21 protein-coding genes are annotated in these 24,148 nt (G+C 61.0%); 15 read left to right on the forward strand and 6 right to left on the reverse strand.

All coding sequences use genetic code 11. The features are described 5' to 3' along the window. The first annotated feature begins 23 nt into the window (after positions 1-23). The 6 genes from BZG29_RS00715 to BZG29_RS28025 all read left to right on the forward strand — a co-directional run bounded on the left by BZG29_RS00715 (position 24) and on the right by BZG29_RS28025 (position 4,877). A complete protein-coding gene (locus tag BZG29_RS00715; protein ID WP_077398245.1) occupies positions 24-389 on the forward strand; it encodes a hypothetical protein in 366 nt (121 codons plus the stop codon). A 94-nt stretch (positions 390-483) separates the two neighbouring features. After that, positions 484-2,832 (forward strand): Tex family protein, encoded by a 2,349-nt coding sequence (locus tag BZG29_RS00720; protein ID WP_077398246.1) that lies wholly within the window; start codon positions 484-486, stop codon positions 2,830-2,832. A 4-nt stretch (positions 2,833-2,836) separates the two neighbouring features. After that, the gene (locus BZG29_RS00725) at positions 2,837-3,313 is read left to right on the forward strand and encodes a GNAT family N-acetyltransferase (RefSeq protein ID WP_077398247.1); all 477 of its coding nucleotides are present in this window, start codon (positions 2,837-2,839) and stop codon (positions 3,311-3,313) included. A 105-nt stretch (positions 3,314-3,418) separates the two neighbouring features. Further along, positions 3,419-3,730 carry a Grx4 family monothiol glutaredoxin gene (gene grxD / locus BZG29_RS00730; RefSeq protein ID WP_010402157.1) on the forward strand — a complete coding sequence of 104 codons (312 nt, stop codon included), beginning with the start codon at positions 3,419-3,421 and terminating at the stop codon, positions 3,728-3,730. Then, positions 3,723-4,325, forward strand: a complete 603-nt coding sequence (locus BZG29_RS00735) for a UbiX family flavin prenyltransferase (RefSeq protein ID WP_077398248.1) — start codon at positions 3,723-3,725, stop codon at positions 4,323-4,325. Before grxD ends, BZG29_RS00735 begins: the two co-directional genes overlap by 8 nt. 144 nt (positions 4,326-4,469) lie before the next feature. Then, positions 4,470-4,877, forward strand: a complete 408-nt coding sequence (locus BZG29_RS28025) for a hypothetical protein (RefSeq protein ID WP_171984912.1) — start codon at positions 4,470-4,472, stop codon at positions 4,875-4,877. Between the two features lie 62 nt (positions 4,878-4,939). On the opposite strand, the gene BZG29_RS00745 is transcribed toward BZG29_RS28025, so the two are convergent. Next, positions 4,940-5,347: a hypothetical protein gene (locus BZG29_RS00745; protein ID WP_034753756.1), complete on the reverse strand. Its 408-nt coding sequence runs from the start codon at positions 5,345-5,347 to the stop codon at positions 4,940-4,942. 244 nt (positions 5,348-5,591) lie between these two features. On the opposite strand from BZG29_RS00745, the gene BZG29_RS27625 reads away from it, so the two are divergent. The 7 genes from BZG29_RS27625 (at position 5,592) to BZG29_RS00775 (ending at position 12,739) form a co-directional block, all read left to right on the forward strand. Further along, positions 5,592-5,978, forward strand: a complete 387-nt coding sequence (locus BZG29_RS27625) for a hypothetical protein (protein ID WP_150130780.1) — start codon at positions 5,592-5,594, stop codon at positions 5,976-5,978. Positions 5,979-6,055: 77 nt separating this feature from the next. Next, positions 6,056-6,460, forward strand: coding sequence for a MerR family DNA-binding transcriptional regulator (locus BZG29_RS00750; RefSeq protein ID WP_077398250.1), 405 nt, complete (start codon positions 6,056-6,058; stop codon positions 6,458-6,460). A 137-nt stretch (positions 6,461-6,597) separates the two neighbouring features. After that, positions 6,598-7,782 carry an isovaleryl-CoA dehydrogenase gene (locus BZG29_RS00755; RefSeq protein WP_077398251.1) on the forward strand — a complete coding sequence of 395 codons (1,185 nt, stop codon included), beginning with the start codon at positions 6,598-6,600 and terminating at the stop codon, positions 7,780-7,782. A gap of 53 nt (positions 7,783-7,835) precedes the next feature. Next, complete coding sequence (aceK, locus tag BZG29_RS00760) at positions 7,836-9,635, forward strand: bifunctional isocitrate dehydrogenase kinase/phosphatase (RefSeq protein ID WP_077398252.1); 1,800 nt, start codon at positions 7,836-7,838, stop codon at positions 9,633-9,635. Next, positions 9,632-10,828: an acetyl-CoA C-acyltransferase gene (locus tag BZG29_RS00765; protein WP_077398253.1), complete on the forward strand. Its 1,197-nt coding sequence runs from the start codon at positions 9,632-9,634 to the stop codon at positions 10,826-10,828. The genes aceK and BZG29_RS00765 overlap by 4 nt, the downstream gene beginning before the upstream one ends. A 74-nt stretch (positions 10,829-10,902) precedes the next feature. Next, positions 10,903-11,571 (forward strand): SDR family oxidoreductase, encoded by a 669-nt coding sequence (locus BZG29_RS00770; protein ID WP_077398254.1) that lies wholly within the window; start codon positions 10,903-10,905, stop codon positions 11,569-11,571. A 40-nt stretch (positions 11,572-11,611) separates the two neighbouring features. Further along, positions 11,612-12,739: an acyl-CoA dehydrogenase family protein gene (locus BZG29_RS00775; protein ID WP_077398255.1), complete on the forward strand. Its 1,128-nt coding sequence runs from the start codon at positions 11,612-11,614 to the stop codon at positions 12,737-12,739. Positions 12,740-13,137: 398 nt separating this feature from the next. Here BZG29_RS00775 and BZG29_RS00780 read toward each other — a convergent pair whose 3' ends face one another. From BZG29_RS00780 to BZG29_RS00795, 4 genes are all read right to left on the reverse strand, one after another. Beyond that, positions 13,138-14,058, reverse strand: a complete 921-nt coding sequence (locus BZG29_RS00780) for a YihY/virulence factor BrkB family protein (protein WP_077398256.1) — start codon at positions 14,056-14,058, stop codon at positions 13,138-13,140. A 73-nt stretch (positions 14,059-14,131) separates the two neighbouring features. Beyond that, positions 14,132-15,211 (reverse strand): LD-carboxypeptidase, encoded by a 1,080-nt coding sequence (locus BZG29_RS00785; RefSeq protein WP_077398257.1) that lies wholly within the window; start codon positions 15,209-15,211, stop codon positions 14,132-14,134. A gap of 89 nt (positions 15,212-15,300) precedes the next feature. Continuing rightward, a complete protein-coding gene (locus BZG29_RS00790) occupies positions 15,301-18,093 on the reverse strand; it encodes a TonB-dependent receptor (protein WP_253192741.1) in 2,793 nt (930 codons plus the stop codon). Positions 18,094-18,313: 220 nt separating this feature from the next. Next, entirely contained in the window at positions 18,314-20,131 is a 1,818-nt protein-coding gene (locus BZG29_RS00795) for an ABC transporter substrate-binding protein (protein ID WP_077408900.1), read from the reverse strand. A gap of 216 nt (positions 20,132-20,347) precedes the next feature. On the opposite strand from BZG29_RS00795, the gene BZG29_RS00800 reads away from it, so the two are divergent. Then, positions 20,348-21,586 carry a nucleoside recognition domain-containing protein gene (locus tag BZG29_RS00800; RefSeq protein ID WP_034753725.1) on the forward strand — a complete coding sequence of 413 codons (1,239 nt, stop codon included), beginning with the start codon at positions 20,348-20,350 and terminating at the stop codon, positions 21,584-21,586. Positions 21,587-21,594: 8 nt separating this feature from the next. Beyond that, the gene (gene dacB / locus BZG29_RS00805; RefSeq protein ID WP_077398258.1) at positions 21,595-23,097 is read left to right on the forward strand and encodes a D-alanyl-D-alanine carboxypeptidase/D-alanyl-D-alanine-endopeptidase; all 1,503 of its coding nucleotides are present in this window, start codon (positions 21,595-21,597) and stop codon (positions 23,095-23,097) included. Between the two features lies 1 nt (position 23,098). Here the strand turns inward: dacB and BZG29_RS00810 are convergent, their stop codons facing one another. After that, positions 23,099-23,962 (reverse strand): type II CAAX endopeptidase family protein, encoded by an 864-nt coding sequence (locus BZG29_RS00810; RefSeq protein WP_253192742.1) that lies wholly within the window; start codon positions 23,960-23,962, stop codon positions 23,099-23,101. Positions 23,963-24,148: the final 186 nt, after the last annotated feature.

The raw sequence follows: 24,148 nt of genomic DNA on the forward strand, positions 1-24,148 counted from the left end.
GATCCACCACTCCGGGAGCCGCCATGGCACGCCTGTCATCACTATTGCTGTTGGCCTGCGCCGCCCTGCCCGCACAGGCTGACGAGCACACCGTCGTCGTGAAGGCGGCCGCGCCCGAGAAGGGTTGCGTGGAAGTGGAAGTGCATGGCAAGCGCGCGCAATCGATGTCTTGCTTGAATGAAAAATTATTGCCGAATAGCAACACCGTAAACCGGCAGCCGCCCGCCCTGTCCGGCGCGGAAGCGATCGTGCAGCGCCCGTCGAACCAGCTGGGCCTGTACAACCGCGCCGCCCTCGAACACCGCATGGGCAATGCCTTTGGCAAATCCGTCACGCCGCAGCGCCCGCCGCCGGCGCCGCCCGCCAGCCCGCTGCTGCCAGCCCGTTGACGCTTTTGTCAACGCACAGTCCATTTGCGCTGTCAAGATTGCGCAATCGCGCCGATTGCGTATCATTCCAGGCTTGATCGCTCTGGAAACAACCATGCTGCCCACTATCGAACAACGTCTTGCCCTTGAACTTGCCGCCAAACCGGTGCAGGTTGCCGCCGCCATCGAACTGCTCGACGAAGGCGCCACCGTGCCCTTCATCGCCCGTTACCGCAAGGAAGCGACCGGCGGCCTCGACGATATCCAGCTGCGCCTGCTCGAAGAGCGCCTGCGCTACCTGCGCGAGCTGGAAGAGCGGCGCGCCGCCATCGTGGCGTCGATCACGGAACAGAACAAGATGACGCCCGAGCTGCTGGACGCCGTCATGCACGCGGAAGACAAGACGCGCCTGGAAGACTTGTATCTGCCCTACAAGCAAAAGCGCCGCACGAAGGCGCAGATCGCCATCGAAGCGGGCTTGATGCCGCTGGCCGACGGCTTGCTGGAGAACCCGGAACTGACGCCGGAAATGGAAGCGGGCAAGTTCCTGCGCGAAGCGTTCACGAGTGCCGACGGCAACAACCCGGGCGTGGCGGACACCAAGGCGGCCCTCGACGGCGCGCGCCAGATCCTGATGGAGCGCTTCGCCGAAGACGCGACCCTGCTGCAAACCTTGCGCGAATACGTGCAGGAACACGGCATCGTCGAATCGAAAGTGGTGGAAGGCAAGCAGGACGAAGGCGAAAAATTCGCCGATTATTTCGACTACTCGGAAACCATTTCCACAGTGCCATCACACCGCGCGCTGGCGCTGCTGCGCGGCCGCCGCGAAGGCATCCTCGACGTCACCCTGCGCCTGGACACGGAAGCGGAAAAACCGAAATGGGATGCGCCGCACAACCCGTGCGAAGGCCGCATCGCCGCCCGCTTCGGCATCAAGCAGCAAGGCCGCCCGGCCGACAAGTGGCTGGCGGATACGGCGCGCTGGACCTGGCGCGTGAAAAGCTTCATGCACCTGGAAACGGAACTGATGGGCGCGCTGCGCGAACGCTCGGAACTCGACGCGATCAACGTCTTCGCCACCAATCTGAAGGCGCTGCTGCTGGCCGCGCCGGCCGGCCAGCGCGCCACCATGGGCCTGGACCCTGGCCTGCGCACGGGCGTCAAGGTCGCCGTGGTCGATGCCACCGGTAAAGTGGTCGACACGGCCGTGATCTACCCGCACCAGCCGAAGAACGACTGGGATGGTTCGCTGCATACCTTGGGCCGCCTGGCCGCCAAGCACAATGTGTCCCTGATTTCGATCGGCAACGGCACCGCCTCGCGCGAAACGGACAAGCTGGCGCAGGATTTGATCAAGCAGCATCCGGAAGCGAAGATGACGAAGATCGTCGTCTCGGAAGCGGGCGCGTCGGTGTATTCGGCGTCCGAGTTCGCCTCGAAAGAGTTGCCGGACATGGATGTGTCGCTGCGCGGCGCCGTCTCGATTGCGCGCCGCCTGCAAGACCCGCTGGCCGAACTGGTCAAGATTGACCCGAAATCGATCGGTGTGGGCCAGTACCAGCATGACGTGAGTCAAAGCCAGCTGGCCCGTTCGCTCGATGCCGTGGTGGAAGATTGCGTGAACGCCGTCGGCGTGGACGTGAACACGGCGTCGGCGCCGCTGCTGGCGCGCGTCTCCGGCCTGTCGGCCAGCGTGGCGCAAAGCATCGTCACCTACCGCGACATGAAGGGCGCATTCACCTCGCGCGCGGCCTTGAAAGCCGTGCCGCGCCTGGGCGACAAGACGTATGAACAGGCAGCGGGCTTCCTGCGCGTGATGGGCGGAGAAAATCCGCTGGACGCGTCCGCCGTCCACCCGGAATCGTACCCGCTGGTGGAAAAAATCCTGGCCGATATCAAGAAGGATATCAAGGCCGTCATCGGCGAAACGGCCCTGCTGAAAACCCTCAGCCCGGCAAAATACGCGGATGAAACCTTCGGCGTGCCGACCATTTCCGATATCTTGAAGGAACTGGAAAAGCCGGGCCGCGACCCGCGTCCGGAATTTACGACGGCCACCTTCAAGGAAGGCGTGGAAGAAATCCGCGACTTGCGTCCGGACATGATCCTCGAGGGCGTGGTCACCAACGTGGCCGCCTTTGGCGCCTTCGTCGACATCGGCGTGCACCAGGATGGCCTCGTGCACATCTCGGCCCTGTCGAACACGTTTGTGAAAGACCCGCACACGGTGGTCAAGGCGGGCCAGGTCGTGCGCGTCAAAGTGCTGGAAGTCGACGAGAAGCGCAAGCGCATCGCGCTGACCATGCGTTTGACGGATAGCGCGCCGCAGGCGGGCAGCAAGCCGGAGCAACGTGGCGACCGCAACGACCGCCGCAGCATGGCGCAGCACCAGTCGCAGTCGCGCAACGCGCCCGAACCGGCCGGCAGCATGGCCGCCGCGTTCGCCAAGCTGCGCGGCTAAGCCCATGGCCGCCGGGCATGACCTTGTCATCCTGGCGATGGACGCCGCCAGCCCGGATGCGCAGCTGCTGCTCGATGAATTGTCGGACGCGCTGCTGCGCATCAATGGCGACAGCGGCCGTTCTTCCTTCGATGCCGAAGCAGCCACGCCGCGCGGCGGCTTTTATATTGCCCGCGATGCCGCCGGCACACTGCTGGGCTGCGCGGCCCTGCGCCCGCTGGGCGGGCCGGACAGCGCCACGGCAGAACTCAAGCGCATGTATGCGCGCCCCGGCCAAGGTGGCCTGGGCGTAGGCGCGGCCCTGCTGGCCCATATGGAAGCGCAGGCGCGCCGGCATGGCTACCAGGCCGTGTACCTGTCCACCCGCGTGGCGAATGCCCGCGCCGTGGCGTTTTATGCCCGGCACGGCTATGCACCCGTCATTGCCTGGGGCAAATACGTGGGCGCGGCACAATCGGTGTGCCTGGGCAAGACCTTATAAGCCTCAACGTGGCTGACTTGCCCGATTTATGACTTGAGCGCATACCCGTGCCGGCGTTTTCTTATAAAATGACGGCATCTATTTATTTACCCATCAGAGGCAGCTATGAGCGACGTACAAACCTGGATCAAAGAAACCGTGACGAGCACGCCAGTCGTGTTGTTCATGAAGGGCACGGCCCAGTTCCCGCAGTGCGGCTTTTCCGGCCGCGCCATCCAGATCCTGAAAGCATGCGGCGTAGAAAACATCGCTACCGTCAACGTGCTGGATGACCCGGAAGTGCGCCAGGGCATCAAGGATTACTCGAACTGGCCAACCATTCCGCAGCTGTATGTCAAAGGCGAGTTCATCGGTGGTTCCGATATCATGAATGAAATGTTTGAATCGGGCGAGCTGAAGTCCCTGCTTGATGCCTGATAGCCAACAGCAGCGGCCGCGCCGTATCGTCGTGGCCATCACGGGCGCCACGGGCGCCGTGTATGGCTTGCGGCTGCTGCAATTACTCGGCGCCATCCCCGGCGTCGAGACGCATCTGGTCCTGTCCGATGCCGCTGTTTTGACCCTGCACCAGGAAACGGGCGTGGGGCGCAAGGATATCGAAGCGCAGGCGCACGTCGTGCACAAGCTGCGCGACATCGGCGCGAGCATCGCCAGCGGTTCGTTTCAATCGGATGGCATGGTCGTCGCGCCGTGCTCGATGAAGACCCTGGCGGCCGTGGCGCATGGCTTGTCGGATAATTTGATCACGCGGGCAGCCGATGTGGTGCTCAAGGAGCGCCGCCGCCTGATTTTGATGGTGCGCGAAACGCCGTTCAACCTGGCGCACCTGCGCAATATGACGGCCGTGACGGAAATGGGCGGCATCATCTTCCCTCCCTTGCCCAGCTTTTATCACCACCCGCAAAGCATTGCGGAGATGGTCGACCATACGGTGGCGCGCGTCATCGACCTGCTCGGCATCGAGCACGCCCTGGCACCACGGTGGAATGGCCTTAAAGCGTCAGAAACCTGACATCACCAACGCAATCAACTTATAAACGGGGAAACCCCTGCCAAGTCACGATGCCTGACAAAAGCGTAGCGAGCGGCAGTGAGGCTCGGCGCCCCCTTGTGGCCGAGAAGCGCAACCGTACTTTAGTACGGGGGCGCCGAGCCGGTGAGCATCGCCGGCCGCAAAGCGCGACGCGCAGCAGCTTTGGTCAGGCATCCTTCACCTCTTGTCGAACTGATGAGCACTGGCCTGCTTCAAATCCCTGGCTTCTTCAACCATCCTGCGGTGGGCGATCCGTTTGCGCATCACTTCCGCATGTTGCGCGGCAGTCATGGGGGGCACGGTCATCAAGTCCTTCAGCTGCGCGGTATTGCTGTAGTTACTTTTCATAAGACGGCTCAAATGCTCGGCTCCGTAGTGGATGAACTGGCTGCTTCTGATGTGATTATGCGCTGGTATTGGCCGCTGCGCCGCTGCGTGCGGGATTATTGTCAAATAATTCCGCTGCAGCGCAACATGCGAGGTCTTATTGTGCGACAAAATCATGTCTCCAGTATGACGTGGCGCAAATAAAAGGACAGGAAGAGCGCCGCCAGCGAAAGACGGACGGCGCCGGCCGGGGATGGCCTGAATGCTTACTTTTGGTAGTTGACTCTGACCAGCATGCGAATAAATTCTCGCGCGATTTGACGATGATGTTCATCTAATCTTTGCAAATCGGCAATTAATTTCACATCGGCGGACTCAAACCGCGACAAAGCGCTGCCCGCTTCGCCATTCGGCGTGGCGCTTTCCGGGCCGCCAAAACGCAACCATTCCGCCGGAACGCCCAACCATTGGGCAATCATGCGCAATTTCTCTTGCGTCGGAATTGCTTCACCTACTAACCATTTCCTAGCTGCATGCACGGTAATCGGGCGCCCGTCGAAACGGATATTGAATTCCCGGGCCAGTCTGGTCGGGCTGTCGGGAGAATAATGGGCGTTTTTGAGAGCCAACTGAAGTCGCTGGCTGAAGCTTTCGCGTTCGTTAGAAGAATTCATAGGTGTACTATTTCATGTTGTAACATGAAAGTCAGTTTCTTGAATGACCATACAGATTGTTACATTTGAAAAGAGTATCAATTAACAATTAACACTCCGGCCGGGCTTTCCGGGTAGAAAAGTGGGCCGAATTTTCTCTTGTGATTCTGTGTGGCTTCGGGTCAAATTCGCGGCTGGCCTTGATTTTCGCACTGCAGCACGATTCAAAGCCTCGGTTTGGCATTACAACGTACGGTATCGGATAATGCCCTCCTCTACCGATGTACGCAATGCCCATGTCATACAATTTCTTGTAGACAAAGTTTTCAGAAGGGCCATTTTGTTTCCAACATGGAAACGATTAGAACAACGTGCTCAGAGTGAAACGTTGTTTTTTGATCGTGCCGGCTGGAAAGAATCTGCGCCCGAAAAATTTTACTGCCATCGCAGCGAAAAGAATGTCGCTGTTATGCCAGGAAAGCTCTTTTTGGTGTCATCTTGGCCACCAACTCTCGATCTTAAGCGCGTTTGCGCCAGAAGAATCAATTTATTTTCAGTAACTGTTGCCTTATTCGCCAAATTCCCCCTGTCCACGCCTATCTTTGTTGCAGCACGGGCAGGGCACGCTACAATAGTATTGACGTTGACGTAAACGGCACTTTGCCATCCATTACCCTGCAGCATCCATCCAGCGACCGACCACCCATGCAACCGACACCGCCCGCCCCCATGACGACCTATACCATTACCGAACTGGCGCGGGAATTCGACATCACGGCGCGCGCCATCCGTTTCTATGAAGACCAGGGCTTGCTCAGTCCGAAACGCGAAGGCGCGGGCGGGCGCAGCCGCGTCTACACGCCGCGCGACCGCACCCGCCTGAAACTGACCCTGCGCGGCAAGCGCCTGGGCCTGGCGCTGTCGGAGATCAAGAGCCTGGTCGACATGTACGAGTCGCCGAAGGACACGCGCGCGCAGATGGACCGCTTCCTGGGCGTGCTGGCGCAGCACCGGCAGACGCTGGAACAGCAGCGCATTGATATCGAAATGGCGCTGGCGGAAATCAGCGCGCATGAAGACGCTTGCGCGCGCATGCTGGCGGACTTGAACCTGGATACGGCGCAAACCAACTAAAGACGCAGGCAGGGGACAGTTGCCGCGCGCAGCGCTTTACGCGTATTACTTTACGTTTACGTAAACGTCACAACTGAGTATCATAGCTTCACTGACCCGGCATCCATGACCGCCACACTTATAACGACGAGGACGACATGCTCCATCTCCCAGGCTTGACCTTTGACCACGGCGAAGACATCGCCTCGCTGCGCGAAGCGATCCAACAATTTGCCGCCGCCGAAATCGCGCCGCGCGCGGCCGAGATCGACCGCACCGACCAGTTCCCCATGGACCTGTGGCGCAAGATGGGCGACATGGGCTTGCTCGGCATCACCGTCAGCGAAGAATACGGCGGCGCCGGCATGGGTTACCTGGCGCACATCATCGCCATGGAAGAGATCTCGCGCGCCTCGGCTTCCGTCGGCCTGTCCTACGGCGCCCACTCGAACCTGTGCGTCAACCAGATCAAGCGCAACGGCACGGCCGAACAAAAGGCCAAGTACCTGCCGAAGCTGATCACGGGCGAGCACATCGGAGCGCTGGCCATGTCGGAACCGAACGCGGGCTCGGACGTCGTCAGCATGAAACTGCGCGCCGACTTCAAGGGCGACCGCTGGGTCTTGAACGGCACCAAGATGTGGATCACCAACGGCCCCGACGCGGACGTGCTGGTGGTGTACGCGAAAAACGACCTGGAAGCGGGTCCGCGCGGCATGACGGCTTTCCTGATCGAAAAGAATTTCAAGGGTTTCTCCATCGCGCAAAAGCTCGACAAGCTGGGCATGCGCGGCTCGCACACGGGCGAACTGGTGTTCCAGGATTGCGAAGTGCCGGCCGAAAACGTGCTGGGCGGCCTGGGCAAGGGCGTCAACGTGCTGATGTCGGGCCTCGACTTCGAACGCACCGTGCTGTCCGGCGGCCCGCTGGGCATCATGCAGGCTTGCATGGACCTGGTCGTGCCTTACGTGCATGACCGTAAGCAATTCGGCCAGCCCATCGGCGAATTCCAGTTGATGCAAGGTAAGCTGGCCGATATGTATTCGACCATGATGGCGTGCAAGGCCTATGTGTACGCCGTCGGCCAGGCGTGCGACCGCGCCACCACGCCGGAAGCCGTGCGCCAGTTGCGCAAGGATGCGGCCGGCGCCATTCTGTATAGTGCGGAAAAGGCGACGTGGATGGCAGGCGAAGCGATCCAGGCCCTGGGCGGCAACGGCTACATCAACGAATTCCCGGCCGGCCGCCTGTGGCGCGATGCCAAGCTGTACGAAATCGGCGCCGGAACCAGCGAAATCCGCCGCATGCTGATAGGCCGCGAACTGTTTGCGGAAACCAAGTAAGCACGGGCGCGCGGCTATCGACTGGGTGAAGAGCTATTTATGCGAGCACAGCTATGACGCACATTGCCTTCCCCAAATTGCTCTCTTCCCAGATTGCATTCGATATCGCGCGCACCATCCGCGACGGCTTCGACAAGCATTACCGCCTGTTCCGCGAAACCAGCCAGCAAGCCAAGCAGTATTTCGAGCAAGGCGCCTGGGCCGCGGCACAGACGGCGGCCCGCGAACGCATCGATTTTTATGACAAGCGCGTGCAGGAATGCGTGCAGATGCTCGAAGATGAGTACGAAGAGTCGGAGTTGAGCGATGAAGTGTGGCGCGAACTCAAGCTGCACTACATCGGCATGCTGACGGAACACAAGCAACCGGAATTGGCGGAAACCTTCTTCAATTCCGTCTGCTGCAACATCCTGCACCGCACGTATTTCAATAACGACTATATTTTCGTGCGTCCCGTCGTGTCCACGGAATACATCGAAACGCAAGACCCGGTCCCCACCTACCGCGTGTATTACCCGGGCAAGGACGGCTTGCGCCACACCCTGACGCGCATGCTGACGCACTTCCAGCTGGATTGCGCATTTGCCAACCTGGAGCGTGACGTGGCCCAGGTGGAAGCGCGGCTGCAGCAGCTGTTCGGCGGCGACCGGATCGAACCGAACCACCAGCTCCAGGTCTTGACCAGTTTGTTCTACCGCAACAAGGGCGCCTATCTGGTCGGCAAGGGCATCAACGGCAACCGCGAATACCCGTTTGTTGTGCCGATCCTGCACAACCGTCACGGCAAGCTGGTGCTCGACACGGTGCTGTTCGAGCAGCAGCAGATCGCCGTGCTGTTTTCATTTACGCGCGCGTATTTCCTGGTCGATATGGAAGTGCCGTCGGCGTACGTGCAATTTCTCCGAAGTTTGCTCCCGCGCAAGCCGCGCAGTGAGATTTATACGATACTGGGCTTGCAAAAACAGGGAAAGACGCTGTTTTACCGCGACTACCTGCAGCACTTGAAACACTCGTCGGACCACTTCGAAAGCGCGCCCGGCATCCGCGGCCTGGTGATGCTCGTGTTTGCCCTGCCGTCGTTTCCGTATGTCTTCAAGGTGATCAAGGATTTTTTCCCGCCGCCCAAGGAAACCACGCGCGCGCAAGTCCAGCAAAAATACTTGCTGGTGAAACACCACGACCGGGTGGGCCGCATGGCCGACACGCTCGAGTATTCCAACGTGGCCTTTCCCCGCGCCCGTTTTGCCGAGGAATTGCTGGCCGAGCTGAAACAGTTTGCCCCCTCGCTGATCGAAGAAGACCACGAGCAGATCATCATCCGCCACCTGTACATCGAGCGGCGCATGGTGCCGCTGAACATGTGGCTGAGCAATGCCGAGAAGGAAGGCCGCGACGACCTGGTCGAACACGCCATCGTCGAGTACGGCAACGCCATCAAGGAATTGGTGGCGGCAAATATCTTTCCGGGCGACATGCTGTATAAAAACTTTGGCGTCACGCGTCATCAACGTGTCGTTTTTTACGATTACGATGAAATCGAGTACATCACCGATTGCCAGTTCCGCGTCATTCCCCAGGCGCGCACGGAGGAAGAAGAAATGTCGGCCGAACCTTGGTATCCCATCGGCAAGCACGATGTGTTTCCCGAACAATTCGGCACCTTCCTGCTGGGGAATCCCCGCATCCGCAGCTATTTCATGCAGCACCATGCCGACCTGCTGACGGCGCAATATTGGCAGGCGCGCAAGCAGCGCATCGAAGACGGCCATATCGAGGACGTCTTCCCGTATCCGCAGCACCTGCGTTTTTGTATGCAGTCACCTTCCCTACCCTCAACCGGAGATCCAACATGAATGATCCAGTCGTAATCGTCGGTGCCGCGCGCACCCCCATGGGCGCCTTCCAGGGCGACTTTGCCAACGTCACCGCCAGCGACCTGGGCGCCGTCGCCATCCGCGCCGCCGTGGAACGGGCCGGCGTGGCGCCGGATGCCGTGGAACACGTGTTTTTCGGCAATTGCCTGATGGCTGGCCAGGGCCAGGCGCCCGCGCGCCAAGCCTTGCGCAAGGCCGGCTTGCCCGATTCCACGGGCGCCGTGACCCTGTCGAAAATGTGCGGCTCGGCCATGCAGACGACCATGTTCGCGCATGATACCTTGCTCGCCGGCAGCGCCGACGTGGTGGTGGCGGGCGGCATGGAATCGATGACCAACGCCCCCTACCTGGTGCCGAAGGCGCGCGGCGGCTACCGCATCGGCCACGGCATGATCTATGACCACATGATGATGGATGGCCTGGAAGACGCCTACAGCCGCGATGAAAAGGGCAATGCCCGCTCGATGGGCACGTTCGCCGAAGAGTGCGCCAGCCAATACAGCTTCACGCGCGAAGCGCAGGATGCGTTTGCCATCGAATCCGTGAAGCGCGCGCAAGCGGCCACCAAGGATGGAAGTTTCGAGTGGGAAATCGTGCCCGTGACCGTTTCCGGCCGCGGCGGCGACACCATCGTCAGCATCGATGAAGGCCCGCAAAAGGCCCGCCTGGAAAAAATCCCGACGTTAAAAGCCGCTTTCAAGAAGGATGGCACCATCACGGCCGCTTCGTCTTCGTCGATCAACGATGGCGCGGCAGCCCTGGTGCTGATGCGCGAATCGACGGCGAAAAAGCTCGGCTGCACCGTCATCGCGAGAATTCACGGCCACGCCACGCACGCGCAGGCGCCGAACGAATTCACTACGGCTCCCATCGGCGCGGTGAAAAAACTGTACGCCAAGACGGGCTGGAGCAGCAGCAATGTCGACTTGTTCGAGATCAATGAAGCATTCGCGGCCGTGCCGATGGCCGCCATGCACGACCTCGACATTCCACACAGCAAGATCAACATCCACGGCGGCGCGTGCGCGCTGGGCCACCCGATCGGCGCCTCGGGCGCGCGCATCATCGTCACCCTGCTGGGCGCCCTGAAAAAAACCGGCGGCAAGCGCGGCGTGGCGGCCCTGTGCATCGGCGGCGGCGAAGCGACGGCGATGGCGATCGAACTGGTATAAGCTCTTCCTGAGCACGGGCGCGCACCGCAGTTCACGGTGCGCGCCCTTTCATTTTATTTTCAGGGAGAAAACATATGCCTACCGCATTGATCATCGGCGCCTCGCGCGGCATCGGCCACGAAATCGTCCGTCAATACCGCCACGATGGCTGGCGTGTCATCGCCACGGCGCGCACGCAAGACGCTTGCGAAGCCCTGCGGCAACTGGGCGCGGAAACGCACCAGCTCGACGTGACGGACGTGGAAGGCTGTGCCGGCCTGGGCTGGAAGCTCGACGATGAAAAGCTCGACGTGGCCATCCTCAATGCGGGCGTGTACGGCCCCCGCCACGACGGTTTCCCCGCGCAAGCCGATTTCGACCTTGTCATGCACACCAACGTGCTGGCGGCCATGCGGCTGCTGCCGATCCTGGCGCCGCTGGTGGCCAACGCCAAGGGCAAGCTGGCCGTGCTGTCCTCGCACATGGGCTCCCTGAGTGAGCGGGGCAATCCCAGCGGTTCGCTGTACCGCGCCAGCAAGGCGGCCCTGAATTCCGTGCTGATCGATACTAGCCTCGTGCATGGCCCGCAAGGCGTCAGCTGCGTCGCCTTCCACCCGGGCTGGGTACGCACGGACATGGGCGGCGCCGGCGCCGATATTTCACCGGAAGAAAGTGCTGCCGGCATCCGCGCCACCCTGGCCAGCCTGCCAGCCACGGACAAGGCCGTATTCCGCAACTACGATGGCAAGCCCATCGGTTGGTAACTCCCTGAATCCACTATAAAAATATACGAGACGACGTCCCATGATACTCAATGAAGAACAATCGATGATCCAGGAAGCGCTGCGCAGTTTTTCGCGCGAGCGCCTGGCGCCCAACGCGGCCCGCTGGGACAAGGAACATCATTTCCCCAAGGAAGAATTGCAGGAACTGGCCGCGCTGGGCGCCTTTGGCGTGGCCGTGCCGGAAGCGCTCGGTGGCGCCGGCCTCGACTACGTGTCCTTGGCCCTGGTGCTGGAAGAAATCGCCGCCGGCGATGGCGGCACGTCGACCATCATTTCCGTCAACAATTGCCCCGTGTGCAGCATCGCCATGATGTACGCCAACGATGCGCAAAAGGAACAATGGCTGCGTCCGCTGGCGCAAGGGACCATGCTGGGTGCGTTTTGCCTGACGGAACCACACACGGGCAGCGACGCGTCGGCCCTGCGCACCACGGCCACGCGCGACGGCAATGACTACGTGATCAACGGCACGAAGCAGTTCATTACCAGCGGCAAGTATGCGGACGTGGCCATCGTCATGGCCGTCACCGACAAGGCGGCCGGCAAGCGCGGCATCAGCGCCTTCTGGGTACCGACGAACACGCCTGGCTACATCGTGGCGGGACTGGAACAGAAGATGGGCCAGCATTCGTCGGACACGGCGCAAATCCTGTTCGAGAATTGCCGCATCCCGGCGGAAAATCTGATCGGCGAAGAAGGACAAGGCTACAAGATCGCCCTGTCCGGCCTGGAAGGCGGACGCATCGGCATCGCCTCGCAAGCCGTGGGCATGGCGCGCGCCGCGTACGAAGCGGCCTTGAACTATGCGCGCGAGCGCGAGAGCTTCGGCAAGCCCATCTATGAACACCAGGCCGTGCAATTCCGCCTGGCCGACATGGCCACGCAGATCGAAGCGGCGCGCCAGCTGATACGCCACGCGGCAGCCATGAAGGATGCGGGCCTGCCCTGCCTGAAGGAAGCGGCCATGGCCAAGCTGTTTGCGTCGGAAATGGCGGAAAAAGTGTGCTCGGACGCCATCCAGGTGCACGGCGGCTACGGTTATGTGTCCGACTTCCCCGTCGAGCGCATCTACCGCGACGTGCGCGTGTGCCAGATTTATGAGGGGACCAGCGATATTCAGAAGATACTCATCGCCAGAGCTTTGTAAACCCGAGGCAGATGCCGGGGTCGTACCCTGCAGGGTACGCCCCCGGGGTTACGCCCTTGGGTTTTCAATGGACGAAAAAAAGCCCGCTAAAACGCGGGCTTGTTCCAATGTATTACCAATGCTTTAATCGTGTCATGGACGCCAGTGCTATCTGCAAAGTGCCTCCTGATTTTCGGACTCCCATGCTATCTGCATGGTGACTCCAAGGTGTAAATCGACCATCGTATCCGGAATTACAAAATCCATTTCTTCGCACTGTCACGCCATCGACATTACACCTGTCGGTCGCCGCGCTGAAACTGGATGGTGAGATAATTTGTTGCCAAATCTCAATCACTGAACGGAGTATAGCACAGCTTTTTGTGCGGTGCAACAACGAATTGAAGCCATACTTTAAATCAAGTCCTTAGCGCCAGCGGCTTGTCTTCTTCGCCGCCGCGGGCCACCCTTTCGTACTCGGAAATCACTTGCGCGCCCAGCAGCAGCAAGGTGGCGCCGATTTCCAGGCTGAACATGACGACGATGGCCGTCGTCATCGAGCCATACACGATATTCACCTGCGACAAGGTGGAAAAATACCAGACCAGCACGTGGCGGGCGATTTCCCACAGCAGGGCCGCCGTCACGCCGCCGATCAGCGCATGCGTGATCGACAAGCGTCCCACCGGCATGACCAGGTAGATCGAACTCAGTACGAGGATTTCGCCCGCCAGCCCCAGCAGATACAGCAGTACGCCGGACACGCCTTCCAGGCCCCAGTCGTGGCGCAAAAAGCGCACGCTTTCCTCGCTCATCACCTGCAAGCTGCCCGCCACCAGGGTGATCAGCAAGATGCCCACGCCCAGGCACAAGATGTAGCAGTACGGCAGCACGGCGGAAATGAGGAAATGGCGGCGGCGGATGGCCACGCGGTGAATGAAAATCACGCTCATGGCGTTTTCCAGCACGGTAAACGCCAGCGAACTGAAAAACAGCATGGTCAGCAGCAAGAGCCAGCCGATCACGCCACGGTTATTGAGGAAATGCGCGATCTCGCCCACGATGGCCTTCGATTGCCCCGGCACCAGCCATTCCAGGTAATGGCCGATTGTCTGCAGCAATTCGTCCTGCGCGATCACGTGCGACAGGGCCACCACCACCAGCATCAGCAAAGGTACGATGGACAGCAGCGAGTAATACGCGACGGCGCCCGCCAGCAGCAAGCCCTGGTTGGCGCGGAAACCCTTCAGCACCTGCAGCACGAAGGCCAGCGGGTGGCTCAAAATGTAGGCGCTGGCGCGGCGGTTGATCATGAGCAAACCGTTCAAGGATGTCGGCATGGCCCAATGCCTTGCCGCACACCCCCCTAGCATACTGACTATCCCCGTACTGTGCCGTGCGCGAACGAACAGACTAGCTCACGGCGGCTTCCAGCAAGGTCAAGGTTTGCCGGTCCGCATCCAGGGTGGCGAGGATGCCCATCGGTATCGTGAACTGGTGGCGGATGTGGCCAAACGAGTAGCCGCTGACGGCCGGTACGCGCAAGGGCTGCAAATGCTGGTCCAGGGTGGCATCGAGGGTCAGCGCCGTGTCGCCCTCGGCCGCCTCGCAATGCTCGAAGATGCCCAGCATCAATGCCGCCGCCTTGTTGAAGCCCACGGACAGGTCGAGCTGGCACAGCATGCGGTCGATGCGGTACGGCACTTCATTGATTTCTTCGAGGAAAAGGATGTGTTCACGGAAATCGGCCGCATACGGCGTGCCGGCCAGCGCGCTGACCATGCACAGGTTGCCGCCCGTCAAGCGTCCCGTCGCCTGGCCGCCGTGCACGGTGCGGATGGCGAAGTTCGGCTGCGTCTGCGCGCGGCGGTGGTTATCCAATGCCATCGGGATCGTGTAACTGTCTTGCGGCGTCATCAGCACATTGCGCAGCTGCGTCACCGTGTAGTCGGAAAACGTCGATGACGCCACCGGGCCGTGGAACGTCACCAGGCCCGTCTGGCTGGCGATGGCCAGGTGCAGGGCCGTGATGTCGGAATAGCCGATCAGCACTTTCGGGTTGCGCTGGATCAAGGCGTAGTCGAGCAGCGCCAGCAGCGAAATGCAGCCGGAGCCGCCGCGGATGGCCCAGATCGCCTTGACCTCGGGATCGGCGAACGCGGCGTGCAAGTCGTCCAGGCGCTGCTGCACCGTGCCCGCATAGTTGCCGTGCACGGCGCGGATGTTGCTGCCCAAACTGGCACGCAGTCCCAGCGATTCGATATTGCGCTGGGCCTTGGCGATGGACTCCTCATCCGTAAAGCCGCCCGGTGCGATGATGGCCACCAGGTCGCCGTCGCGCAGGCGCGCCGGTTTGATCAATGCGTGTTGCTGTTGCATGCGTTTTCCCTTCCCTTGCGCGGCCGCCGCCCATGCCGGTGTGCCTGCCGCCCCGAGGGTGGCGGCCAGCAGGCCGCCGAAGCGGCGCCGGCTGAGATTGGTCTGACTGGACATGCGGCCCTTTCCTGGAATAAAAAACGGCGACGCCAGGCGCCGCCGCACGAGGTTAGCATGCCGGCGGGATCGCCGCCGGCATGGCTGCCTTACATGAACTTGTACTTCAGCTGGAACGACAGCGAACGGCCGCGCGGGTCGGCCACGCGCGGATCCCAGCCGGCGCCCACCACTTCATCCACGTTGTGCGCGGTGAAAGGCGGATCGCGGTCGAACAGGTTCTGGATGCCCACGGTGATGGTGGTATTCTTGAAGCCCGTGTACGTGCCCGACAAGTTATACGTCGTGTAGCTGGACACGTCGGACTTGAAGCCCGGCGGCGGCGCCCCCTTGCCATTATTCGGCACCTGATCCTTGTAGCCGGAAGCAAAACTCTGGATCAGCAAGCCGCTCCAGTCGCCGTGCGACACGCCGAAACTGGCATTGTGTTTCCAGCGCAGGTACAGATCGCGCGTATAAAACTTGCCGACCAGTTCCTGGTATTCCTGGCCTTGATATTCCGCAAACTTGAAGCTGTCCATATACGTGCCATCCAGGGTCGCCGTCCATTTCGCGTCCCGGATCTTGCCTTCGCCGCGCAAGCCCACGTCGAGGCCGCGCACGCGGCTGCCTGCCGCATTGATCCAGCCCGCCTGCACGTACTCGATGGTGCCGTCCGGATTGCGGTGAATGTACTGGTTCAGCGCCTGGTAATTGGTCAGCACGATTTGCGGCGTGCGGTTCAGGATGCGATCCTTGGTATTGATGGCCCAGTAGTCGAACGAAGCCGAATATCCCTTGAATGGCTCGATGACAAAACCGACGCTGCCCTGCTTCGACGTTTCCGGCTTCAGGTTCGTGTTGCCGCCCGTCTTGTAGTCGAGGCGGTCGATGGCGCAGTACTCGGGCACGCCCGGATGCTTGGCGCAGCCTTCCTGGTCGATCACGCCGTTCGGCAATTCCTGGCTCAGCGAACCGGAATACAGTTGCTGGAAGCTTGGCGCGAGGAAACCCTTGCTGGCCGAACCGCGGAACAGCAGGAAGTCGGTCGGCTGGTAGCGGAAGGCCACTTTCGGATTCGTCGTCGCGCCCACCAGGCTGTAATCGTCGCGGCGGATGGCCAGCTGCATTTCCAGGTCCTTCGTGACCGGCACCAGCAATTCCGCATACACGGCCTTGACGGTACGGCTGGCATCTTTTAATGCGGCATTGCCCGGCGCCAGCAGGATCTGCATGGCGTCGACGTCCTGTCCGAAGCTGTAGCCTTCGCGGCGCAAGTCAAAACCGGCCGCCATCGCCAGCGCCCCGGCCGGCAGCTGGAACAGTTCGCCCGAAACGGAACCGTCGATCTGCGTCAGGGTTGTCTTGCCGTGTTGGAAGTCGCCACGGAACTTGGTCGATTCGATCAATTGCTTGGCCGCGTCCGTCTGGCTCTGGCCGGCGCCCACCCACGGATTGATGATGCCGCTGGCCAGCGCCGCGTACAGCTTGTCCGTATAGGAATAGCCATCCGTCAGCTTGGTCTTGGTGCTGCTTTCGGCGCGCGAAATGCCCGCCTTGTAATCCCACTTGCCGAAGTTGCCCTCGAAGCCCACCAGCACGCGGGCATTGTCGGTCGTGTTTTCCTGCGTGCGGTTGCCCACGTCATTCGCGCGCCATTTGTAGGCAATCGGCTTGGTATTGTCAAACGTGGGGATGTAGGCCGACAGGTCCTGGTAATACGCGCCGCCGACCGGGTACAAATTCTTGTTGGCAACGGTTGCCTGCACCTGCATCGGCGTCAAAATGGCCGTGGCCTTGGTGCGCGAACCGAGCACTTCAACAAACATGCGGTGGTCGGGCGCCAGCTGGAAGGTGCCGCGCGACAACAGATTGGCCCGTTCGACAGGGAATTGCAGCACATAGTCGGCGCCGTAGTCATACGCACACGAATGCGTGGTGCTGCGCGGTGAGGTCACGTCTTTCCACAGTTGCGTCTGGTACTGTGACATGCCGGCGATGCTGTCGCACTTGCCCTGGAAGCTCAGGGGATTGGCTTGCAGATACACCGTCGGGTCGCCAGGCAAGGTGTAACCGCCAATAAACGTCCCTGGTTTTGTCGGATCAGGATTGGGGATTTGCAGTGCCGTGCCCGGCCCCGACATCTGGTTGGCGAATGGCGTGCCCGTGGTATCGGGCGACAGGCCACGCCCCGGCTGGAAGCCGTTGACGAAGGAGCGGTCGCTGCCGTTCAGGCGCTGCGCCTTGTCGACGGTCAGGCTGGCCATGATGTTATAGCGATCGCTTTCCAGCGAGCCCGTGCCGGCCAGCAGCGAGGCGCGGCGCGTGGCGCCGCCGCCTGCCTGCGTGTCGTTGGTGGAAACGGACGCTTCCACGCCGCTGTAATTGGTTTTCAGAATGAAATTGATCACGCCGCCGATGGCGTCCGTGCCGTAGATGGCCGAGGCGCCATCCTTGAGAATTTCCACGCGCGAAATCGCGCCCAGCGGAATGGAGTTCAGGTCGACCGACTTGCCGCTGGCGCCGTGCGTGGCGATGCGGCGGCCGTTCAACAGCACCAGGGTGCTCGACGGTCCCAGGCCGCGCAGCGAGGCGAACGAAGCGCCGCCGCTGACACGGTCGGCATCGGCGCCAAACACGTTATTGCCCGAAGTCATGTTATCGGCGCCCGTGCCATTCGCCGACAGGGTGCGCACCAGTTGCTCGGTCGTCGTGATGCCCTGCTTTTCGATCTGGTCAAACGAGATGACTTGCACCGGCAGCGCGCCTTCCTTGGCGACGCGCTTGATGCTGCTGCCCGTGACTTCGACCCGTTGCATTGCTGGCGCCGCCGCTTCCTGTGCCATCACCGGCCCCACCACCCCCATCAATGCCACCAATTGCGCTAGCTTCTTCAATTTCACGGGTCTCTCCTTTATTTGGGCAATCGAAACTTGAGTTCTCAAGTCAGGCTGTTTTTTTCACGTCGCAGCTGTCTGTCTCGCAGTACATTTTTTTATGACATTTGCGCATGACTTTATTTGTTTTCATTTTCAGAGTAGCGCGATGCATCCGGGCCCAGCCAATGAAAAATGCTTTCCTAACCATAACTTTTTGGAATGAATGCCCTTTTCAGCGACATGGTCACTTGCCTGCGGGGCTAGCCCTGGTTTTATCCACGTCCAGATAGCGCCAGGACGTGAATTCCACGGGGTGGCGCCTGTAGTTTTTTAGCCACGGTTGCTGCAGGTCGGCAGAGATGGGATGCGTCAGCAACACCCACGGCGTATAAGCGTGGATCAGCTGAAACAGGTCGAAGTACAGACTGCGTCGGCGCGGCGTATCGGATAGCAGGCGCGCCTCCTCATAGCGTTTATTGTAATCGGGCAAGTTGAAGCGGGCATAGTTGGCGCGGCCAACGTTGCCGCCGTACAACAATTGCATAAAGTTATCGCCATCGGGGAAGTCGGCGATCCAGTTGGTCTCGAACATCTGCACCTTGCCCAGGCGCGAAGCCTTGATGATTTCCGTCTTCTTGTCGCTTTTAAATTCCACGCGCACGCCGATGGCGTTCAGGTTACGGCGCCACAATTCGTCGCGCAGCCGTCCCACCGTGCTCGGTTCCGTATGCATGGTGAGCAGCAAGGGCGTGCCGTCCGGCTGCGTGCGGAAACCGTCGGCGCCCATCTTGTAGCCGAAGCGGTCCAGCAAGGCGCGCGCCAGCGCGGGATCGTAGCCGACGGGGCTGCGGTAATGCTTGTCGTAGCCGAGCACATTCGGCGGCAGCGGCGACTGCGCCGGCAAGGCCAGTCCTTTTTTGAGCAGCGCGATGTCTTCGCGGCCGTTGTAGCTGAGGGCGATGGCGCGCCGCAGGGCCAGCTTGTCCTTGCTCATGCCGCCCAGCACGGGATCGTCCATGTTCATCCACATGTAATACGTTTGCAACACGGGAAAGCGCGTCAGCTGCAAGCCCTTGGCGGCCAATGCAGGTTTCAGCGCGCCGTTTTCCAGCACCATGTCTGTCATCGATTCCGGCACTTGCTCCAGGTAATCAAATTCGCCCTTCAAAAACCCCAGCATGCGCGATTGATATTCCTCAACGATGCGCACCTCGATGCGCTCGACCAGCGGCAAGCGCTGGCCTTCCAGCGCGGTGGCGATGGCGCGCGCGTCCAGCGGCAAGGCGGCCAGCGCCTTGGCATCCGTATGGAACACGGTGGCACGAAAAGTCGGGTTGGCCTGCAGCACGATCTTGTCGCTGCGCTTCCACTCCTTCACCAGGAACGGCCCCGTGCCCACGGGGTGGTTGCCGATCTGCCCTGCCGCCGGGTACGCTTCAGCCACTTCGCGCGCCACCACGGCTGTCGCCGGCATGGCCAGGTAAAACAGGAAGTTCGGATCGACACCGTTCAGGCGAATGCGCAAGGTGTATTTGTCCAGCGCCTGCAAGCCGGCGATCGGCGTGTCGTAGCTGAATTTGGTTTTCAGGGCCGCATCGCCCACTAGCTTGTCTTCCAGCAAGAACAGCCACGGCGACTTCAGGCTGGGGTCATACAGCCGCGTCAGGCTGTAGACATAATCCTGCGCCGTCACTTCGCGCGGCTGGCCCTTGAAAGCGGGATCTTGTGTGAAGAAGATGCCTGGCTGCAAGTGAAAGGTGTACGTGCGCCCGCCATCTTCCACCGTCGGCATGGCGCGCGCCGTGTTGCCCTGCAGCTGCACGGGGCGCGCCAGGTAGTCATAACGCAAGAGCGGGTCGAAGATGTTTTCCATCAAGTTCAGGCTGGCCAGATCCGACGCCACGGCCGGGTCCAGGCCCGTCTCGCTGGTGCTGAGGAACAAGTGCAAGGTCTTGTTCGCGCGGGCGGTGCTGGCGGACGCAGCCTCGGCGGCGTGGGCCGGTACATTCAACAGCGTCAACAGGGCCAGGCCGGCGGCGCAGGCGGTTTTGCGTAAAAACATCATCAGTGATCCAGTGCAGACAAGGTAACGAACAGCGATTAGCGACAGGCATCCCCCACACTACGCGGGCAAGCTACGGGGCGCCAATGAAAACAGGCTGCCAGCTTATAACTTTTTGGCATGCGATTGCTGCATTCTTTCATCAACTCGTATCGGGCTGCCCCTATACTTTGTTTGCAGACATTTTTTACTCCCGACACACAGAACTGATCGCATATGGCACTTAATTACATCTGGTCCGGCTTTTTCCTCGTTGGCTTCCTGGCCGCAGTGCTGCAGTGGCTGTTTCTCGGCGATACCGATATCTTCAAGCGCATCATCGACGGCACCTTCGAGACGGCGCGCATGGGCGTGATGGATATCGCCCTGCCGCTGGCCGGCGTGATGACCTTGTGGCTCGGCATCATGAACATCGGTGAAAAAGCCGGCATCGTCGGCTGGCTGGCGAAAGTGATCGCGCCCTTCTTTTCGCGCATCTTCCCGGAAATTCCGAAAGACCATCCGGCCACGGGCCACATGGTGATGAATTTCTCGGCCAACCTGCTTGGCCTGGACAATGCGGCCACGCCGTTCGGTTTAAAAGCCATGGAAAGCCTGCAAACCTTGAACCCGAACAAGGAAGAGGCGACGAATGCGCAAATCATGTTCCTGGTGCTGCACACCTCGGGCCTGACCCTGATTCCGCTGGCCATCATGGCGCAGCGCTCCATCCTCGGTGCGGCCGACCCGTCCGACATCTTTATCCCCTGCATGATCGCCACCTACGTCGCCACCATGGTCGGCATCATCACCGTGTCGATCAAGCAACGCATCAACTTGCTTAACAGGGTCGTGCTGGGCTGGATGGGCGGCATGACGAGCGCCATCGTCGCCATGATCTGGTATTTCACGCAATATCTGACGAAACAGGAAATCGAGCTGGTCTCGAAGGTGGTCAGCAACCTGGTGTTGATCAGCGTCATTGCCATTTTCATCATCGGCGCCCTGCGCAAGAAGGTGAACGTGTACGACGCCTTCATCGAAGGAGCGAAAGGCGGCATCCAGACCTCGATCACCGTGATTCCCTACCTGGTCGGCATGCTGGTGGCCATCAGCGTGATCCGCAACGCGGGCGTGTTCAATTTCCTGATGAGCGGCATGAACTGGTTCTTCGCCAACCTGGGCATCAATACGGACTTCGTGCCCGCCCTGCCGACGGCCATGATGAAGCCGCTCAGCGGTTCCGGCTCGAAAGCCATGATGATCGATGCCATGAATACCTACGGCGTCGACTCCTTCGTCGGCCGCCTGGCCTGCGTCTTCCAGGGCTCGGCCGACACCACCTTCTATATCGTGGCCCTGTATTTCGGTTCCGTCGGCATCCGCAAGACGCGCTATGCGATCACGGCCGGCCTGATCGCCGATCTGGCCGGCGTGATCACGGCCGTCTTCGTTGCCTACGTCTTTTTCCACTAAGGAGCACCATGTTACGTCCTGTTCTGATGGCTGCGCTGTTGGCGGGTCTGGGCCTGTCGACCGCCCACGCGCAATTGCCCGAATCCGTCAGCCTGCTGCTGCGCAGCGCGAATATCCCGGAAGACGCCATGGGCGCCATCGTCTTGCGCGGCAACACCACCGTGCTGTCGCATGGGGCCGAACGCAGCATGCAGCCCGCGTCCACCATGAAGCTGGTGACGACGGCCGTGGGCCTGGAGCAGCTCGGTCCCATCTTCCGCGGCCGCACGGAATTGCGTACCAGCGCCGACGTCATCAATGGCGTGCTGAAGGGTGATTTGATCCTGCGCGGCGGCGCCGACACGGATTTCAATGCGGACGTGCTGGCGCACATGCTGCAAACCCTGCGTAATCAGGGCATCGTGAAAATCAAGGGCGATCTGATTCTCGACCGCCAACTGTTCCAGCCGGCCCGGCCCGACATCGGCGCGGCGCCCTTCGACGAGTCGGCCGAGTTCCGCTACAACGTCATCCCCGACGCCTTATTGCTGAACACCAATCTGATCGATATCAACATCAGTGCGACGGAGCGGCAATTGAGCTTCCAGATGCAGCCGCCGCTCGAGAACGTCAGCATCACGAGCGACATGAAACTGGTCAAGGGCAGTTGCGCCCGGTGGGAAGATGGCTGGCGTCCGCCCGAATACCGGCGCGATGCGAGCGGCAAGCTGCAGGTGATACTGCATGGCACCTTCCCGCAAAACTGCAGCAAGGCCACCAGCATCAATGTGCTCGATCGCAACGATTATGCGGACCGCTTGTTCCGCGCCACCTGGAAACGCCTGGGTGGCACGATCACGGGCACCGTGCGCGAAGCGCCGTTTACGGGCTTGCCGCCGACGGCCGAACCGGTCGGCACGCGCATGCTGGCCGACCACGTGGCGCGCGCCTTGCCCGAGGTCTTGCGCGATATCAACAAGACCTCCGACAACACTTTGGCCCGCACCCTGTTCCTGAGCCTCGGCAGTTTGCAGAGCGATGGCTGGCTGGGCAGCCGCCCCGTCGCCATGGCGGCGCCGGAAGATACGGCCAGCCGGGCGCGGCAAGTCATCCAGGAATGGTTCCAGCGGCACCATATCGACACCCAGGGCATGCTGGTCGACAACGGTTCCGGCTTGTCGCGCACGGGACGCATTGCGCCAGCGCAAATGGCCGGCGTCTTGCAGGCGATGCAGCAAAGTCCGTGGGCGCCCGAGTTCCAGTCCAGCCTGCCCATCGTGGCGCTGGACGGCACCATGCGCAAGCGCCTGCTGAATAGCCCGGCCGCCGCGCGGGCCCGCATCAAGACGGGAACGTTAAAAAATGTCGTGGCCATCGCCGGCTATGTGCCCGACGCCAACAACCAGCAATGCGTGGTGGTCGCCATGATCAATAGCGACCTGGTGGGTAACGGCAATGGCCGCGCCGCCGTCGACGCGCTGATCGAGTGGGTGGCCAGGAGCGGCGTCGCGCCGGTGGTCGCCGGCCAATAGACTAGTCCCGTGCCGTGCGTGGTGCGCTGGCAAACGCCAGGCGCAGCACGTAGGCGGCGACGGCACCGATCAGCAAGACGGTCACCAGCGACGCTTCCACGCCGAAGACGCCGCCCGTCAGCATGGCATTGCCCACCAGTTCGCCGCGCAGCAGGCCGTCCGTGGCCGCATGGCCCGATACCGTCGAGGAAAACACCTGGCTGACACAGTAATTCCAGCCGACATGCGTGCCGATGCAAACCCACAGGCGGCGCGTCCGCATGTACAGGGCGGCCTGCAACACGCCATACGCAGCAATCGCAATGATGGCCAGCAGCGAAAAGCCGGCATTGGGCAAATGGGCCAGGGCGAACACCAGCGATGAAATCACGATGGCGGCCTTGCTGCCCAGCGCACGTGCCGTCACGCCGAACAGGATGCCGCGAAACATCATCTCCTCGGCCATGCCGACCAGCACCAGTTCAGCCAGCGGCAACAGCAACATCAAGCTCAGGGCGTTGACGCCGCTAAACTGATATACGCCCAGCGCTGCCAGCACGACAAAGGTGAGAAAGACCAGTCCGGCGCCGAGCAGCAGGCCACGCCCCAGTTCCCCCGCCATGCCCGGCATCGCCAGTTCCGCCGGCTGGCGCTTTTCGATGCGCCGCACGTAGAAACGGTAACCGAACCACACCAGTACCGCCGCCAGCAACTGCGGCCACAGGATGCGGTAAGGCTTTTCCACCAGCTGGGAAGCGAGGCCCATCACCAGCGGCACCGCGGCAAAGGTCAGCACCATGCCCAGCACGATCTGCACCAGGGGATAGGCCATCAGGCGCGCCAGGGGGGATTTCTTCGTTGCCATGCTCAGGGTGTTGTCCATCATCGCTTTCCTCGTCGGTTGTCAGGGTATGGTTGCTACTTGTTTCATACAGCGATAGTAGCAGTATTTATATAAGCACTTATATAAATATCGAGAGATGTTGTATTTTATGCACCCGTGGGGAATGACTGAAAGCGGGAAAAGGATGGCAAGGAATCAGCGGACGAAAAAAAACCCGACCATTGCTGA

Source organism: Janthinobacterium sp. LM6, assembly GCF_002002885.1.
Taxonomy (GTDB): domain Bacteria; phylum Pseudomonadota; class Gammaproteobacteria; order Burkholderiales; family Burkholderiaceae_D; genus Janthinobacterium; species Janthinobacterium kumbetense.

Bases quoted from the DNA above. Each gene is read 5' to 3' on its own strand.
- BZG29_RS00745 (WP_034753756.1), bottom strand. From the start codon at position 5,347: ATGAATTCTTCTAACGAACGCGAAAGCTTCAGCCAGCGACTTCAGTTG.
- dacB (WP_077398258.1), top strand. From the start codon at position 21,595: ATGTTACGTCCTGTTCTGATGGCTGCGCTGTTGGCGGGTCTGGGCCTG.
- BZG29_RS00800 (WP_034753725.1), top strand. From the start codon at position 20,348: ATGGCACTTAATTACATCTGGTCCGGCTTTTTCCTCGTTGGCTTCCTG.
- aceK (WP_077398252.1), top strand. From the start codon at position 7,836: ATGACGCACATTGCCTTCCCCAAATTGCTCTCTTCCCAGATTGCATTC.
- BZG29_RS00715 (WP_077398245.1), top strand. From the start codon at position 24: ATGGCACGCCTGTCATCACTATTGCTGTTGGCCTGCGCCGCCCTGCCC.
- BZG29_RS00720 (WP_077398246.1), top strand. From the start codon at position 484: ATGCTGCCCACTATCGAACAACGTCTTGCCCTTGAACTTGCCGCCAAA.
- BZG29_RS00795 (WP_077408900.1), bottom strand. From the start codon at position 20,131: ATGTTTTTACGCAAAACCGCCTGCGCCGCCGGCCTGGCCCTGTTGACG.
- BZG29_RS00785 (WP_077398257.1), bottom strand. From the start codon at position 15,211: ATGTCCAGTCAGACCAATCTCAGCCGGCGCCGCTTCGGCGGCCTGCTG.
- BZG29_RS00775 (WP_077398255.1), top strand. From the start codon at position 11,612: ATGATACTCAATGAAGAACAATCGATGATCCAGGAAGCGCTGCGCAGT.
- BZG29_RS00755 (WP_077398251.1), top strand. From the start codon at position 6,598: ATGCTCCATCTCCCAGGCTTGACCTTTGACCACGGCGAAGACATCGCC.
- BZG29_RS00735 (WP_077398248.1), top strand. From the start codon at position 3,723: ATGCCTGATAGCCAACAGCAGCGGCCGCGCCGTATCGTCGTGGCCATC.
- BZG29_RS00725 (WP_077398247.1), top strand. From the start codon at position 2,837: ATGGCCGCCGGGCATGACCTTGTCATCCTGGCGATGGACGCCGCCAGC.
- BZG29_RS00765 (WP_077398253.1), top strand. From the start codon at position 9,632: ATGAATGATCCAGTCGTAATCGTCGGTGCCGCGCGCACCCCCATGGGC.
- grxD (WP_010402157.1), top strand. From the start codon at position 3,419: ATGAGCGACGTACAAACCTGGATCAAAGAAACCGTGACGAGCACGCCA.
- BZG29_RS27625 (WP_150130780.1), top strand. From the start codon at position 5,592: ATGCCCTCCTCTACCGATGTACGCAATGCCCATGTCATACAATTTCTT.
- BZG29_RS00750 (WP_077398250.1), top strand. From the start codon at position 6,056: ATGACGACCTATACCATTACCGAACTGGCGCGGGAATTCGACATCACG.
- BZG29_RS00780 (WP_077398256.1), bottom strand. From the start codon at position 14,058: ATGCCGACATCCTTGAACGGTTTGCTCATGATCAACCGCCGCGCCAGC.
- BZG29_RS00810 (WP_253192742.1), bottom strand. From the start codon at position 23,962: ATGATGGACAACACCCTGAGCATGGCAACGAAGAAATCCCCCCTGGCG.
- BZG29_RS00770 (WP_077398254.1), top strand. From the start codon at position 10,903: ATGCCTACCGCATTGATCATCGGCGCCTCGCGCGGCATCGGCCACGAA.